Below are 15,124 nucleotides of genomic sequence, written 5' to 3'. Positions count from 1 at the left end.
TGGAGCGCATCCGGAAAGGAGGAGAGATGGACGGTGACGGCAAACGCCTGAGCAGCTATCTCAGCGCGAGGTCGGCGGCACCGGGCGTGCCGGGACTGGTAGAGCTGAGCCGGTCGGCGCCCGGCGCGAAGGTCCTGCTGTTCGCGCATCCGGTCGGCGGCAGCCTGCTGACGTATCAGCCGCTGGTCCGCAGATTCCCCGAATATGCCTGCTGGGGCCTGGAATCTTCGCGGGAGGTGCTCGACGGCGGCGAGCCGACGGAGTCGATGCAGGACCTCGCCCGCCGCTACTCCGAAGTTCTCGCCGAGCATTGCCCGGACATCGACCTGGTGTGCGGCTGGTCCTTCGGCGGCGCGCTGGCCTGGGAAATCGCCAATCTGCTGGCGGCGCGCGGGAAGCGGCCGAAAGTGGTGCTGCTCGATTCGACGTGGTCGACCATCGCGTACGAGGAGTCGACGCACGCCGAAGAACTGGAGTGGTTCGTCCGCGACGCACTGCGCTCAGGCGGGCACGACGGCGAATTCGCGGCGAGCACCGAGTCCGAAGCGGCCGAGATCGTCGGCATGGACGAGGAGACCTTCTCCGAACGCCTCCGGATCTTCGGCCACAACAGCCGTCTTCTCCGCAAGTGGAAGCCGACGCCGGGCGACCTGGACGTGGTGGTCGTACGGGCGGCCGAGTCGTTCAAACGGGACTGGCGCACGGTGTCCTCGGGCGAGGTCGACTTCCAGGAGCTGCCCGGCGAGCATTACGGCCTGCTCCAGAACGCCGACACGCTCGCCACCATCGAGAAGATCATCCGCAGCGCGCTGGATCTCCCCGTGCGCACGTCGGCAGTCAGCACCGGTGCCGGGCCCGATCTGCACGCGGCGTTGAAAGAGCTGGTCGACACGCCGCATTGGCGCGATCTCGTGCTGCGGGCCCGGAAAATGGAGCCGGAAGCGATCGCCGAGGCCTACCGGGAGCTCGGCAGGCGCGGGTTGCTCACCCCGGACTGGCCGGTCGAATTCGGCGGCTCCGGCTTGCCGACCAAGACCGGGATCGAGCTGTTCGAGCAGTTCATCGCCACCGGGCTGCCGGATCTCGTGTACGCGCTCACCGTGCAGATCGTCGGCTACTTCGTGCTGAAATCCGGCTCGGACCGGCTGAAACAGGACCTGCTCCCGCGCATCAGCCGGGGCGAGGAATTCGCCACCGTGCTCTACAGCGAGCCGCGGGCGGGCAGCGATCTCGCGTCGCTGCGCGCTCGGGCGGACCGCCGAGGCGACCGTTATGTCCTCAACGGCGTCAAGGTGTTCAGCATCTACAGCCACATCTCGGGCTCGGCGCTGGTCGCGGCGCGCACCGGCGATGACGGTCATAAGTACGACGGCATCACGCTTTTCGTCATCGACCTTGCGTCGCCGGGAGTGACAGTCGAGCTGGTCGAGACCATTCAGCCCGAGCAGATGTGCCGCGTCCGGCTGAAGGACGTCGAGGTCGAAAGCTGGCGGCGGATCGGCGAAGAGGGGCGTGGCTGGGCTCTGCTCGACGGCGCCCTGGCCATCGAACGCACCGGCATCGACCACGTCGTCCGAGCGGCGCGCTGGCTGAAAGCCCTGCGCACGGCGGCGGTCGGCCCGGATGAGCTGCAGCTGCTCGAAGGCCAGGTCGAATGCGCGACTACGGTAGCCCGCGCCGCCACCGAGGTCTTCCTTCGCCCCGATGCGACGGCGACGGACACTGCGGTGGCCAAGCTGTACACCAGCGAAACGTGTCAGCAGGTCGGGCACGAGGTGCTGCGCCGCTGGCGGACGCTCCGGACCGAGCCGCACGACGGTCTGGTCCGCGAGGAACTGCTGTCCGGGCTCACCGAATCTCCCGGGCTCACCCTGTCGGCCGGTTCGTCGGAGATCATGCTGTCGACGCTTTCGGTGGACCTCAAGGAGGAGTACGCCACGCGGTGCCGGGAGATCCTGCACCGGTTCGGCGGCGAACTCGCCGACGCGGTGGTCGAGGTCCTCGAACCGGTCGGGGCCGGGATCAAGGCGAAACCGCTGTTCAGCTACTCGGCCGACCGCCGCGCCGCGCTGGCGGAAACGTTGGCGGAGCTGGGTTTCGACCAGGTGGAGACTCCCGAGGACGACGGCGGGCTCGGCCTCGGCCTCGCCGTCGGCTGCTCGATCAACCTGAGCCTGGGGTACCTCGGGTTCGAGAACGCCTACCAGCCCTCGGCCGCGCCCGGCGCGCGCGAAGGCCGGGTGCGGCACGCGGCCTACGTGCTGGGCCTCGGCCTCGGACTGTTCCGCACCGCCTGGGAACACGCCGCCGGCCGCGAGCAATTCGGCCGGAAGCTCGTCGACCTCGACGCGCTGATGTTCCCGCTCATCCGGTCGTACGCGGAACTGCACGCGGTGAGCACGAGGCTGCAGGAAATCGCGAACACCTTGCCCGGCCTGGACGACGCGGCGCTCCGCCGGTTCGAATTGGTCGAGCAGGACGTGATGGTGCGCGCGGTCCGCGCGTCGATGCAGGTGCTGGGGGCACAGGGCATCACGGAGTGGTCGGTCGCCTCGCGGTTTTACCTGCGCTGCGCCGAGAACCTCGGGCTCGCTGCCTGACATTCACGCAAAGGAGACGTTTCATGCTGGTCGCCCTCGCAGGTTCGCAGGTGGCTCCCGACGGGGCTTCACCGCAGCTCTACGACGAATCGCTGTACTCCGCCCAGGACATGCACGCCGTGTGGCAACGCATGCGTGCCGAGGGCGGTCTGCACCGGCAGCAGACGCCGGACGGCCAGCAGTTCCTCGCGGCGATGCGGCACGCCGACGTCAAGGCGGTTCTGGGCGACCACAAGACGTTCTCCTCGGCCTACAGCACCATGCTCAGCGTGCGGGGCGACGGGGATGTCGCGGCGGGGGCGGCGATCCACCTCACCGACCCGCCGCTGCATCCCGAACTGAAGCGCGTGTTCACCCCGCTGATGACGGTGCAGGCGACGCAGCGGCTCCAGGTGGGGATCGAGGCGCGGATGCGCGAGCTGTTCGACGCCGTCCGGGGCAAGGAGACCTTCGACTTCTGCGAAGCGATGATCACCCTTCCGATGACGATCACCGGGCCGCTGATGGGCATTCCGGAGAGCGAATGGCCGATCACCGGCCGGGCGACGGTCCGCGCGATGGGCGGGTCGGACGTCCCGCAATCCGAACGGCAGCGCCGGTTCGACCTTTTCGAGGCGCACACGACGATCATGACCGTCCTCGGCGAGGTGCTCGAATCCGGTCCGCCCGAGGACACGGTGAGCGGACGGTGCCCGCACGCCGCCGAAGTAGTCGGGGACCCGGATCGCGACGTCGCGCTGCTGAACGCGTACGCGTTCCTGATGGGGGCCAATCCGACGGTGCCGCAGACCATCAACCAGACCCTGATCCTGCTGGCCGGCGACGAGGACCTGTGGTCGTGGTTCGTCCGCCAGGAACGGACCGACCAGCGGTTCGTGGACGAGGCGCTGCGCTGGGCGAGCCCGATCAACCACGTTTTGCGGCGCGCGGTCGCGAACACTACGCTCGCCGGAACCGAGGTCCGGGCGGGGGAATTGGTCACCGCCTGGCCCGCCTCGGCCAACCGGGACGAGGAGGTATTCCCGGAACCGTTCAGGTTCGTCCCCGACCGTTCCCCGAACCAGCATCTCGCCTTCGGGCTCGGCGTGCACCGGTGCATCGGCCAGCATGTGGCCGTCGCCGGGTTGAAGACGTTTTTCGATCTGTGGCGCGAAAACGTGCGGTCCTTCTCGCTTTCGGGACCGCCGCGGCATCTCGTCTCGAACTTCCTGAACGGCGTCGTGCGCCTGCCCCTGGCAGTCGGCTGGAACTAGGCCGGACGGGGAGAGAAGGGATGCCGCGACAAGGAGGACTGATGAGCGAACTGGTGACGAGCGTGGTCGGACCGGGCGACTGGCCCGCGATCGACGAGTTCTTCGGGCCGAAAGGGCTCGTCGAATACTGCTGGTGCATGTATTTCCGGCTGGGCTCGAAGGACTATTCCGCGTGCCGCCCGGCCGCGCGCAAGGCGACGCTCGGCGACCTGGTGCAGGACGGGGAACGGGTCGGCGTGCTCGGCACGGTCGACGGCGTTCCGGTCGGCTGGCTCGGCGCGGGGCCGCGGCTGGGTTTCCCGCGATTGCAACGGTCGCGGGCGGCGAAACTGCTTCCCGGCGACGACCCGGAGCGGATCTGGTCGATCGTCTGCGTGTACCTGGCGCGCGAGCACCGGCACCGCGGCCTGCTCCGGCAGCTGATCGACCGGGCGGCCGAGTGGGCGCGAGAAGAAAAAGCCGACCTGATCGAGGCGTACCCCGAGGACGACCGCGATCCGGAGTCCGGCTTCGACCCTTACAGCTTCCACGGCCGGGTCAGCACCTTCGAGGCGTGCGGATTCACCGTTGTCGAACCCCGGCTGCAGCGCAGAGCACTGGTGCGAAAGGAGTTCCGGTGACAGTCCACGAAATGCTCCCGCTCGAACCGTTCCTCAACAACCAGGCGGCGACCACGCCGGCGAACCTCGCCGACGGACGGCTGAACGTCTGGCGGAACTCGATCCCGGCGCAGCCCGGGCCGCTGGAACGGGTGGTCGACGGCGTCCCGCTGCGCAGCACGCTGCTGGACGGGAGCGGCCCGGACAACCTGGTCTGCTCGGGGCAATGGATCGAGGTCCCGCAGCGGCGCTGGGACTGGCTGTACGTGATCGGCTGCGGCGAACGGCGCGTCCGCGACTACGTGACCTGGCATTTCGCCGACGGATCGGCGAGCCGCGACCGGTTCGAGCTCTCGGATCTGTGGGAGGGCCGGTCGGACTACGGCGAGGAATTCGCGCTGCGCACCGACACCATCCACTATCCGCAGCACGTGCAGGAACGCATCGGCATCACCCTGTGGTGCCAGCGCGTCCCGGTCACCCGCAGGCAGCCGCTGTGCGCGCTTTCGCTGCCGGAGAACCCGGCGGTCCATTTGTTCGCGATGACGCTGCTGGGCCGCTGAACGACATTTTCGGAAAACCTCGGAAAGGTTTCGGCATGCCACGACAACGCGGCTGGGACGGTGCGACCGGCACCTATCCGCAATGGTACGAGGATCCGTTGAGCTGTCTCCAGACCACGGTGGGCAGCATTCTGCTGGAACACGGCCTGCGCCCGGTCGAGGTGCTCGGCCTCGCGTGCGAATTCGCTTTCGCGCCGCAGGACACGATGTGCGAGGAGTTCTACCGCCCCGCGCAAAGCAGCCGGGGCGTGGCGGCCGATCTGTGTCCTTATCACGACGTGGAATCGGAGTGGACGTCGGGAAAGAACGCCGACGATCTGATCGAGCTGGTCGAAAAGCACGCGAGCGTGATCGTGGCGGTGGACAATTACCATCTCCCGTTCCGGCCCGCTTATCACGACGTCCACGCCGCGCATCTGGTCGTGGTCCCGGCCTGGCGGAAGGCCGGCGGGGAAACCGAGTTCTACGTGTCGGACGCGCAACCGCCCCGGTTCCAGGGGTGGTTGCCCGCCGAGCACCTGATGAACGCGTGGACCTCCGGCAATCCGGCCGACCACCAGGACGTGTTCTTCTCGAGCAGCGAGATCGCCGGCCGCGTGCTGACCGCTCGCGTGGAGTCGGAGTCAGAAGACCTGACCGCCGACGGGTTCGGCCGTGCGATCGAAGGCAATATCGAGCGCTGGAACAACGGTGCGGCCGATGACGCGGATCGCGTGTGGACCGGCCAGGCCGGGGTGCGCCGGTTCGTCCAGCAGTTGCAGGAACGCAGCAGCGATCCGGCGGAATTGCGGCCCGCTTACACGTTCGGCTGGGCGATGCAGGCACAGGCGTTCCTGCACGGCCGCCTGACGCAGGAATTCGCGCGCCGGGCGAGCCTGCCGTATCTGTCCGGAATCGCCGCCGCCGCGGACAGCGTGATGTCGGCGTGGTCGAACCTGCGGCTGCTGAGCGCGCACGCGGCGAATCTCGCGCGGGTGCCGGAACTGGTGCTGCGGCGCGGCGACGAATTGGTGCACGCGTACGAGCAATTGGCCGTCGAATGGCGGCTCGCGGCGTCGAGAGGGTGGGCTGAGGCCAGATGAATGCCGGAGGCGGTGGAGAGCTGGCGCTCGCCGGCGGGGAGCCGGTCCTGCCGTCGCTCGCGCCGGTGGACTGGCCGAGGACGACCGACGCGGACCGGGCCGCGGTGCTCGCGGTGCTGGAGTCGAACGTGTTCGTGTCCGACCGCGCGGGACTGACCGCGGTCGAGCGGCTGGAACGGTCCTGGGCCGAGTTCCTGGGCGTGCGCCGCTGCGTCGGAGTCAGCAACGGGACGACGGCGATCGAACTCGCACTCCTCGCCCACGGCGTGGGCCCGGGCGACGAGGTCGTGGTCCCGGCGCTGACCTTCGTCGGGACGGCGATGGCGGTGACGCACGTCGGCGCGACGCCGGTGTACGCGGACGTCGACCCGGTCACCTTCACGATGTCGCCGCGCAGCCTGGGCGCGGCGTTCACCGAGCGCACCAAGGCGGTCATCCCGGTTCATCTGCACGGGCTCAGCGCTGATATCGCGGCCATCACCGACCTCGCCCGCAGCCATGGTTGTGCAGTGATCGAGGACGCCGCGCAGGCGCACGGAGCCCGGTATCACGGTGTCCTGTCCGGCGCGTTCGGCAACACGGCGACGTTCAGCCTGCAGATGACGAAGAACCTCCCTACCTGCGGCGAAGGCGGGCTCGTCGTCACCGACGACGACAGCGTCGCGGACAGTCTGGTTCAGCTGCGGCAGTTCGGCGAGTTGATCCGACCAGATCAGCCGCGCAGGTATGTCAGCCACCGTTTGGGGTTCAACGCGAAGCTGAGCAACGTGCAAGCCGCGTACACGGGCAGCCAGCTGGAGCGGTTCCCGGGCTACCACGCGGCGCGGCGGAAGAACGTCGCGGCTTTCCTTGCCCGGCTGGGAAATCTGCCTGGTTTGGTGTGCCCGAGCGAGCCGGAGGGGTACGAGCACGCCTGGCACATCCTGCGCTTCGTCGTCGACCTGGACCGGCTTTTCCCGGACCTGAGCACGGCCGCGGCCCGGACGCTGCTGATGCGAGCGCTGCGCGCGGAGGGCGTGCCCGCGACCCGGTACCAGATGATGCCGCTGGCCGACCAGCCCGCGTTGCGCTCGCTCTGCCAGCAGGAGCCCGCCTGGCCGGTCACTCAGGACGTCATCGACCGGAGTTTCACCATCCAGCAGCGGCATTTGCCGCCGGACGCCGGGCCGTTGCTGCAGAGGTTCGCCGACGCGATCGAGAAGGTCTGGTCGAACCTCGCCGTCCTGGAGAAAGGCGCGGTCTCGTGACGACAGCAGTGCGCAAGCCGGACCGCGAGGCGCTGGAAGCCCGCGCGGACCGCATCCGCGAGCACATCGTCGAGATGTGTTCCGGACCGGAGGGCGGCCATCTCGGCGGTTCGATGTCGTCGGTCGAGATCCTGGTCGCGCTGTTCTTCCACGTCATGAACATCAACCCCGCCGACGCCGAAGGAAAAGGCCGGGACGTTTTCGTTCTGAGCAAAGGACATTCGGCGATGGCGCTCTACGCGACGCTCGCCGAACGCGGGTACTTCCCGCCGGACGAGATCCCCACCTTCTGCCGCCCCGGCAGCCGCTTGGCGACCCACGGCAACGTCGCGGTCCCCGGCGTCGAATTCGCCACCGGCTCCCTCGGCCACGGACTGGCCTTGGCGAACGGCGTCGCGTGGGCGCAGCGGAAAGTCGGCACTGCGAACACCTTCGTCCTCGTTGGCGACGGCGAACTGCAGGAAGGTTCGGTCTGGGAAGCGGCGCAGGTGAGCCGGGCGTTCGACGCGGGCAACCTGGTCGTGGTCGTGGACGCGAACGACTTCCAGCAGACCGGCTCCGTGTACGAGGTGAGCGACGGCGCCTCGCCCGCACAACGGTGGTCCGGCTTCGGCTGGCACACCGTCGAGGCAGACGGCCACGACCTGCCCGGGCTCTGCGCGGCGTTAGAAGACGCTGCCGCGACGGGGGAGCCGACGGCAGTGGTGTGCCGGACGGTCAAGGGCAACGGCGCTGGACTCCTCGCTGGCCGGGCGGTGTCGCATTTCGTCCGGCTCGACGCGGCGAAGCGCCGGCGCGTTGAAGCCGGGATGCAGCGGGGAGGTCCCGGCCGTGGTTGAGACCAAAACCGAGCGCAAGAGCACCCGGGCCGCCTTCACCACCGCGTTGCCGGAGCTGGCGATACGGCACAACGTGCTCGTGGTCGACACCGACACCGGATCTGTCACGCCAACTCCCGAGATGGAATATCTCAACGTCGGCATCGCGGAATCCGCCGCCGTCGGTCTCGCCGCGGGCGCGGAGCATCTCGGCTGGCGTGCGCTCGTCTGCACCTTCGCGGCTTTCTCGGCGAGCCGGGCCTTCGAGTTCATCAAGCTCGACATCGCTTATCCGCGCCGCCGGGTGTGCATCGTCGGCACGCACGGCGGCGTCAGCGGCGGCTGGCTCGGCCCGACGCACCACTGCGCCGAAGACCTCGCCCTGATGAACGCGCTGCCGAACATGCGCGTGGTCGTCCCGGCCGACGCGCGGCAGACGGTCTCGCTGCTGGAGCAGTGCCTGGAGTACGACGGCCCGACCTACCTCCGGCTCGGGCGCAAGGATTCGCCGGTCTTCAGCGCCTTGGCGGAACCGGAACTCGGCGTGCCGCAGGAAGTCCGCGCCGGACAGGACCTCGCGCTGGTCGCCACCGGGCCCGAGATGCTGCTGACCGCGCTGGAAGTCGCGCGCGGGCTGACGGCGGAGGGCTACCGCGCCCAGGTGATCAACGCGCACACGGTCGACCCGGAATCAGCCGCCGCGGTCAACGACCTCCTCGCCGGCGAATGCCGATGGCTGGTCACTTTGGAAGAGGCGTGGCCCTCCGGCGGCATGGGCGCGCAGGTCGCCGCGGCGGCCGGGGCACGCGGGATCCGCTGGCTGCCGATCGGCCTCGACGGCTTCCTGGCCCCCGGTTCGCACGCGGACCTGCTCGCGGCGGGCGGGCTCGACGCCGGCTCCGTTCTCCGCCGGGTGCTGGCTTTCACCGGAGAACTTCAACCGACAGGGAAGGGGACGCACATGACCACCGAATGCCTCAGCTGCGCCGGGGACGTCCAGATCCAGGCGGACAGCTACCCGGGCGAGATCGTCAGCTGCCCGAAATGCTCGGCGGAGCTGGAAATCTTCTCCACCGCCCCGCTCAAGCTCGCGATCGCGCCCGAGTCCGAAGAGGATTGGGGCGAATGAACGCCGCAGCGGTGGGGATTCTGCTGTCGGTGGTCCGCTACGAGGAGCGCCGCTTGCTGTCCGAAATGGACGATCGCGGTCTTCCGGTACACCGGATCGATCCCCGCGCCGTGTCGTTCGCGCCGGAGCAACTCGCCCTGCTGCCGGGCATGACGGTGCTCAACCGCGAGATCTCCGCACAACGCGCGCTGTTGATGGCCGAAACTCTCGAAGTCTTCGGCGCATTCCCGGTCAACGACGCGACGGCGAGCCGGATCTGCGGCAGCAAGTGGTCGACGTACCTGCAGCTCCGCCAGTCCGGGATCCCGACGCCGACGACGCTGCTCGCGCAAACGCCGGAGGCCGGGCTGCTGGCGATCGAAGCGATCGGCTACCCGGCCGTCGTCAAGCCGCTCGGCTCGTCGTGGGGCAAGCGGGTCAGCCTGATCACCGACCGCTACGCCGCCGAAGCGGTGCTCGAACACTGTGCGGAACTGCCGTCGGCGGCGATGCGGACCGCGATCGTCCAGGAGGCGGTGCGGCCCGGCTCGCCGGATATCCGGGGCATCGTGGTCGGCGGCGACTTCCTCGGCGCGATCGTGCGCTCCGGCACGGACTGGCGGAACAACGTGGCGCGAGGCGCAGCGGTCGAATTGCTCCAGCCGGACGACGAGGTACGCCGGTTGTGCCTCGAAGCGACAGCCGCGGTCGGTGCCCGGGTGGCGAGCGTGGACCTGGTCGAAGGCGCGGACGGCCGCCGATTGGTGCTGGAAGTGAATTCCCGGCCGGAGTTCCGCGGTTTCGAGAGCGCGACCGGCGTGGACGTCGCGGCCCGGATTGTCGACCTGTGCGCCGGCGGCGTACTCGAAGAGAAGGAATCGGCGTGAAACGGATCGCGGTGGTAGGCGGCCGGGGCTTCGTCGGCGGCGAGCTGCTCCGGCTGCTCGTCCACCATCCCGGAGTCGAGGTCGTCGCCGTCACCTCGGACACGCACGCGGGCCGGGCCGTGGAAACGGCGCACCCGCCGCTGCGCGGAAGCGGCCTGCGGTACCGGCAGCGCGCGGACCTGGAGCCGGTGGACCTCGTCTTCCTGGCGGGCGTGCACGGATCCACGAGCAAGATCCTCGACGAGGTCAGCGCGTTCGCCCCGAAGATCGTCGACCTGACCGCGGACTTCCGGATCGAGGACGCCGCGCTCATGCGGCGGTACTACGGCTGGGACCGCGAGGGGGCTCCCGCGTTCGTCCGCGGCCTGCCGGAACTGCACCGCAAGCAGATCGTGGACGCGGATCGCGTCGCCATTCCCGGCTGCATGGCCACGTGCGCGATTCTGAGCCTCGCGCCCTTGGCTCAGCGCGGTCTCCTCGGCGCAGTGCAGATCGACGCGCGGACGGGCAGCAGCGGTTCCGGAGCCTCCGCCGACACGTCGAACTCCCACGCACTGCGGAGCGGTGTGCTGCGAGTGTTCGCCCCGTTCGGCCACCGGCACGAAGCGGAAGTGACCGAGGCGCTCGGCGTGGAGTCCTCGATGACCGTCACCGCGACACCGCAGGTCCGCGGCGTCCAGACGCTCGCGCGCGTGGCAGTCGATCTGAGCGAGCGCGAGCTGATCCGCCTGTACCAGGAGGACTACGGCTCGGAACCGTTCGTCCGCCTGCTCACCAGCCCGCGCGGCGCGTTCCGCTATCCGGACCCGAAGGTGCTGCTCGGTTCGAACTACTGCGACATCGGCATCGCGGTGGACAACCGGGGCAGCGCGCTCGTGATGGCCAGCCTCGACAACCTCGTGAAGGGAGCGGCCGGCGGTGCCGTGCAATGCATGAACCTCCTGCTCGGCCTCCCTGAAACCAGCGGGCTGGCCTTCCCCGGATTGCACCCGGTGTGAGCGCGATGAGAATTGTCGTGAAGTGGGGCGGCAGCCTCCAGGAGAGCGGGACCGGCATCGCCGACGATCTCGCGGCGCTGTGGCGCACGCACCGGATCACCGTGGTGCACGGCGGATCCCGGGACATCGACCAGACCATCGGCGAACTCGGCCTGCCGCGCCGCACGCTGCAGTCTCCGGACGGCATGCAGACGAGATACACCGACGCGGCCACGCTCACCGCTGTGATGATGGCCCTGCGCGGCCGGACGCAAGCGCGGCTGATCTCGGAGTTGCAGCAGCGCGGGGTCCCGGCGGTCGGACTGTCCGGAATGGACGGAGGACTCGTCCGCACCGAACGCAAAGCGGCGATCCGCGCGGTGTCGGACGGCCGGACCCGGGTGGTGCGGGACAACCTGGCGGGCCGCGTCGTGAGCGTGGACCCTCGCCTGCTGGACGCTGTCCACGACCTGGAGATGGTGCCGGTCGTCTGTCCTCCGGGCATGACCGCCGACGGGCAGCCGACCAATGTGGACGCCGACCGGATGGCCGGCGAAATCGCCGCGGCCTGGCGCGCGGACCGGTTGCTGCTGTTCACCGACACTGCCGGACTGCTGGCCTGCCCGGACGATCCGTCGTCCACCGTCGCGGAGCTGAACGTGGCCGACGCCGAAGAGCTGATCCCGACGCTGCGCGGCGGCATACGGATGAAGATCGCCGCCGCGACCGAAGCGCTCGGCAAGGGCTTGCGGGCAGTGCAGATCTGCGACGGACGCGGGGGAGCGCCCCTGACGGAAGCACTCGGCGGAAGCGGAACCTTGATCGGGAAGGGGCTGGGCCCGGCATGACGATTCAGGATTTCAGCACGCGGGAGGGCGAGCTGGTCGACAGCGCGGCGGTCGCGCTGCTGGCGGAGGCGGTGTCGATCCCGTCCGTCTCCGGCGAGGAGCGGCAGCTGGCCGAGCGGCTGCGCGACATCGCGGCCGGCTTCGGCGCGGACAGTTTCCTTGACGACGTGGGAAATGCGCACGCGATCGTCGGCAGCGGCGCGCGGACGGTCGTGCTGCTGAGCCACCTCGACACCGTTCCCGGTTCCGTGCCCTTCGAACACAGCGAGACCCACATTCGCGGCCGTGGCGCTGTCGACGCGAAAGGGCCGCTGATCGCGATGCTCGTCGCCGCGCTCACCAGCCGCGACCTCGGCCTCCGTGTCCACTGGATCGGCGTGGTCGAGGAGGAAGCCTTGTCCTCCCGGGGCGCCGAGCACGTCCGCGAGACCGTGCCGGTGCCGGACGCCGTGCTGGTAGGGGAGCCGAGCGGGTCCTCAACGGTGACGGTGGGCTACAAGGGAATGGTCCAGCTAGACGTCCGTTGCGAGGTCACGCGGACCCACACCGCGACCCCCGAACTGAAGTCGAGCGAGACGCTGATCGCCGCACTGGCCCGGCTTCTCGACGTCTTCTCGACGCGTGGCAACGCGAACTTCGCCGACGTCGGCATGGTCGTCAAGAACGGCAACTTCGAGCCGTTCTCCAGCCGCTGCTCGCTGTCCTTCCGGACCCCGCCGCACACGTCGCCCGAGGAACTGCGGAATCAAGTCGCCACGATCCTGGGCGAGCACGCGGCGGTGACGCTGCGATACGAGGTGCCGCCGGTGGTCGTGCCACGAAGCTCCCCGTGCGTCCGCGCGCTGTCCCGCGCCATCGCCATCGAAGGGCGAAAACCACGGTACAGCCTCAAAACCGGCACCAGCGACATGAACACGCTGAGCCGCACCTGGACCGTCCCGATGGCCACCTACGGCCCCGGCGACCCGTATCAGAACCACACCGACGGGGAGCACATCGCGATCGCGGAATACCTCGCGGGCGTCCGCATCCTGCGGACGGCCTTGCGGGAACTGGACAACTCGCTGCTGGAGGTGAAGTCGTGACCGAGCTGCTGGCGTTGTGGTGCGTGCCGCGGTCGCGCTCGACCGCGTTCGAGCGCGCGATGTACGAGCGCGGGGATTTCCTCGTGATCCACGAACCGTTCTCGCGCGTATCCGATTTCGGCACCGCCGAGGTCGCCGACCGGACCTGCACGAGCCAGGACGAGGTGATGGCCGCGCTCCTTGAAATCTCAGCGACGCGGCCAGTGTTCTTCAAGGACACCACAGACTTCCCCATCGACCGCCTCGACGCGAACCCGGCTTTCGTGCGCCGCTGTCAGCACGCGGCGATGATCCGGAACCCGCGCGACACCGTGCGTTCGCACCTCGTGATGCAGGCCGACGCGACGTCGCGGGCGATGGGATTCCGGAACCTCTGGGACATCGTCGCCACCGTCCGCGCCGCCGGAATGCCGATGCACCTGGTCGACGGCGACCGGATGGTCCGCGGCCCGGAGCAGGAGATGACGGCGTACTGCGCGGCGATGGGCATCCCGTTCGTCCCCGGTTCGCTCGCGTTCCGGAAGGAGCCGCCGCCGAGCTGGGGGACCACCGGGCGCTGGCACGCCGGGGCGAGCGCGTCGACCGCGCTGGGCGTCGCGTCCCGCACCCGGGAGGAACTGCCCGCCGAACTTCAGCTCGTCGCGGAGAGATACGAACGCGACCAGCTGCCGTATCACGACCGCATCAGGGCGGCGCTGAATCCGGAGCAGAGGGAACCAGCCAGCGGGCAAGGATCGCAGAGGAGTGCACATGAGTTTGGGGCGTAGCTTCACCCGCCTGTGGATGTCGCAGGTCCTGTCGAATTTGGCCGACGGCCTGGTGATCGCCGCCGTGCCCCTGCTCGCCGTGGTGGTGACCAGGGACCCGCTGCTGATCGGCGGGCTCACCGTGGCGCAGTTCCTGCCGTGGCTGGTCTTCACCCTGCCGGCCGGGGCGCTCGCCGACCGGGTCGACCGGCGGTTCATCATGGTCTGGGGCAACGTGGTCCGGGCGGCCGGTTTCCTGTTGCTGGTGCTGATGCTGGTCGCGCAGTTGCACAGCATCGCGATCCTCTACCTCGCGGTCTTCCTGACCGGCGTCGCCGAAACACTGGTGGACAACGCCGCGCTGACCGTTCCGCCGCGGCTGGTCGAGCGCAAGGACCTGGAGAAGGCGAACGGCCGGCTGTTCGCCACCCAGTCGGCGATCCACAGCTTCATCGGACCGCCGGCGGGCGCGGCGCTGTTCGCGATGTCGGCAGTCCTGGTGTTTTCCACCAGCGCCGGGCTTTTCGCCCTCGCCGCACTGGCGTTGGTGACCCTGCCGCGGATGCTGCCCACCGCGCACGACACCAGCGGCAGCACGCATTCGGCGGGCGAAGTCGTCCGCAGCATCAAGGAAGGCTGGTCGTACTTCTGGGAACACCGGCTGCTGCGCCGGGTCGCGTTCATCTCCGCCTCGATCAACTTCTTCTCTTCCGCCACAGCCAGCCTGCTCGTCCTGCTCGCGACGGGCCCACTCGGCGTGACGACGTCCTGGTACGGCTTCTTCATCGCGGTGCCCGCGGTGGGCGCGATCCTCGGTTCGCTGATCGCGGCCAAGGCGGTGCCGCTGCTCGGCGGCGGCCCGGTGACCTGGCTCGCCGCGCTCGTGCCCGCCGCCAGTTATGCGGCACTCGGCCTGACCCACAGCGTCGTCCTGGTCGAGATTCTCATGTTCCTGAGCGCCATCGCGACGGCGCTGAACCAGATCGTGGTCAGCACGCTCCGGCAGGCCGCGGTGCCCGACGAGCTGCTGGGCCGGGTCACCGCCGCGTACCGGTTGATCGTGCTCGGCGTCGTGCCGGTGGGCGCGCTGCTCGGCGGCGCACTGGCCCGCTGGCAGGGGACGGCCGCGACCTTCATCGCGGCGGCGATCGGCCTGACGCTTTCCGCGTTCGTCTTCGCGTCGCGCGTGACGACGCGGGGGTTGAAGGAAGCCGAGGCGGCCGGGCACACCCCGAAGGCCGCCCCGCTGGAGCCGATCCCCGGAACGGACTGAGTTTCGCGTTTTGCCCCGAAAGTGCTGCGAAGAGGAGT

14 protein-coding genes are annotated in these 15,124 nt (G+C 69.3%); all 14 read left to right on the top strand.

Features of this window, described 5'->3' with window-relative positions:
- Positions 1 to 26 precede the first annotated feature (26 nt).
- Genes ACWDNU_RS05990 through ACWDNU_RS05925 form a run of 14 tightly spaced genes read left to right on the top strand, consistent with a single transcriptional unit; the run spans position 27 to position 15,086 of the window.
- On the top strand, positions 27 to 2,600 hold the full coding sequence (locus tag ACWDNU_RS05990; protein WP_449667958.1) for a thioesterase domain-containing protein: 2,574 nt from the start codon (positions 27 to 29) through the stop codon (positions 2,598 to 2,600).
- Between the two features lie 23 nt (positions 2,601 to 2,623).
- Positions 2,624 to 3,853 (top strand): cytochrome P450, encoded by a 1,230-nt coding sequence (locus tag ACWDNU_RS05985; protein WP_449667957.1) that lies wholly within the window; start codon positions 2,624 to 2,626, stop codon positions 3,851 to 3,853.
- 41 nt (positions 3,854 to 3,894) lie between these two features.
- Positions 3,895 to 4,473, top strand: coding sequence for an N-acetyltransferase family protein (locus ACWDNU_RS05980; RefSeq protein ID WP_449667956.1), 579 nt, complete (start codon positions 3,895 to 3,897; stop codon positions 4,471 to 4,473).
- Positions 4,470 to 5,015 carry a hypothetical protein gene (locus ACWDNU_RS05975; RefSeq protein ID WP_370937899.1) on the top strand — a complete coding sequence of 182 codons (546 nt, stop codon included), beginning with the start codon at positions 4,470 to 4,472 and terminating at the stop codon, positions 5,013 to 5,015. Before ACWDNU_RS05980 ends, ACWDNU_RS05975 begins: the two co-directional genes overlap by 4 nt.
- 35 nt (positions 5,016 to 5,050) lie before the next feature.
- Positions 5,051 to 6,097: a BtrH N-terminal domain-containing protein gene (locus ACWDNU_RS05970; protein ID WP_449667955.1), complete on the top strand. Its 1,047-nt coding sequence runs from the start codon at positions 5,051 to 5,053 to the stop codon at positions 6,095 to 6,097.
- Positions 6,094 to 7,344: a DegT/DnrJ/EryC1/StrS family aminotransferase gene (locus tag ACWDNU_RS05965; protein WP_449667954.1), complete on the top strand. Its 1,251-nt coding sequence runs from the start codon at positions 6,094 to 6,096 to the stop codon at positions 7,342 to 7,344. Before ACWDNU_RS05970 ends, ACWDNU_RS05965 begins: the two co-directional genes overlap by 4 nt.
- Complete coding sequence (locus ACWDNU_RS05960) at positions 7,341 to 8,183, top strand: transketolase (RefSeq protein WP_449667953.1); 843 nt, start codon at positions 7,341 to 7,343, stop codon at positions 8,181 to 8,183. The genes ACWDNU_RS05965 and ACWDNU_RS05960 overlap by 4 nt, the downstream gene beginning before the upstream one ends.
- Complete coding sequence (locus ACWDNU_RS05955; RefSeq protein ID WP_449667952.1) at positions 8,176 to 9,291, top strand: transketolase C-terminal domain-containing protein; 1,116 nt, start codon at positions 8,176 to 8,178, stop codon at positions 9,289 to 9,291. The genes ACWDNU_RS05960 and ACWDNU_RS05955 overlap by 8 nt, the downstream gene beginning before the upstream one ends.
- On the top strand, positions 9,288 to 10,157 hold the full coding sequence (locus tag ACWDNU_RS05950; protein ID WP_449667951.1) for a RimK family alpha-L-glutamate ligase: 870 nt from the start codon (positions 9,288 to 9,290) through the stop codon (positions 10,155 to 10,157). Before ACWDNU_RS05955 ends, ACWDNU_RS05950 begins: the two co-directional genes overlap by 4 nt.
- A complete protein-coding gene (argC, locus tag ACWDNU_RS05945; protein WP_449667950.1) occupies positions 10,154 to 11,155 on the top strand; it encodes an N-acetyl-gamma-glutamyl-phosphate reductase in 1,002 nt (333 codons plus the stop codon). The genes ACWDNU_RS05950 and argC overlap by 4 nt, the downstream gene beginning before the upstream one ends.
- Positions 11,156 to 11,160: 5 nt before the next feature.
- Complete coding sequence (locus ACWDNU_RS05940) at positions 11,161 to 11,982, top strand: [LysW]-aminoadipate kinase (protein WP_449667949.1); 822 nt, start codon at positions 11,161 to 11,163, stop codon at positions 11,980 to 11,982.
- Positions 11,979 to 13,067, top strand: coding sequence for a M20/M25/M40 family metallo-hydrolase (locus tag ACWDNU_RS05935; protein ID WP_449667948.1), 1,089 nt, complete (start codon positions 11,979 to 11,981; stop codon positions 13,065 to 13,067). The genes ACWDNU_RS05940 and ACWDNU_RS05935 overlap by 4 nt, the downstream gene beginning before the upstream one ends.
- Entirely contained in the window at positions 13,064 to 13,834 is a 771-nt protein-coding gene (locus ACWDNU_RS05930) for a sulfotransferase-like domain-containing protein (protein WP_449667947.1), read from the top strand. Before ACWDNU_RS05935 ends, ACWDNU_RS05930 begins: the two co-directional genes overlap by 4 nt.
- Positions 13,818 to 15,086 carry an MFS transporter gene (locus ACWDNU_RS05925; RefSeq protein WP_449667946.1) on the top strand — a complete coding sequence of 423 codons (1,269 nt, stop codon included), beginning with the start codon at positions 13,818 to 13,820 and terminating at the stop codon, positions 15,084 to 15,086. The genes ACWDNU_RS05930 and ACWDNU_RS05925 overlap by 17 nt, the downstream gene beginning before the upstream one ends.
- Positions 15,087 to 15,124 lie beyond the last annotated feature (38 nt).

The organism is Amycolatopsis sp. NPDC003676 (assembly GCF_053587275.1).
This window is presented reverse-complemented; position numbering and strand designations above follow the sequence as displayed.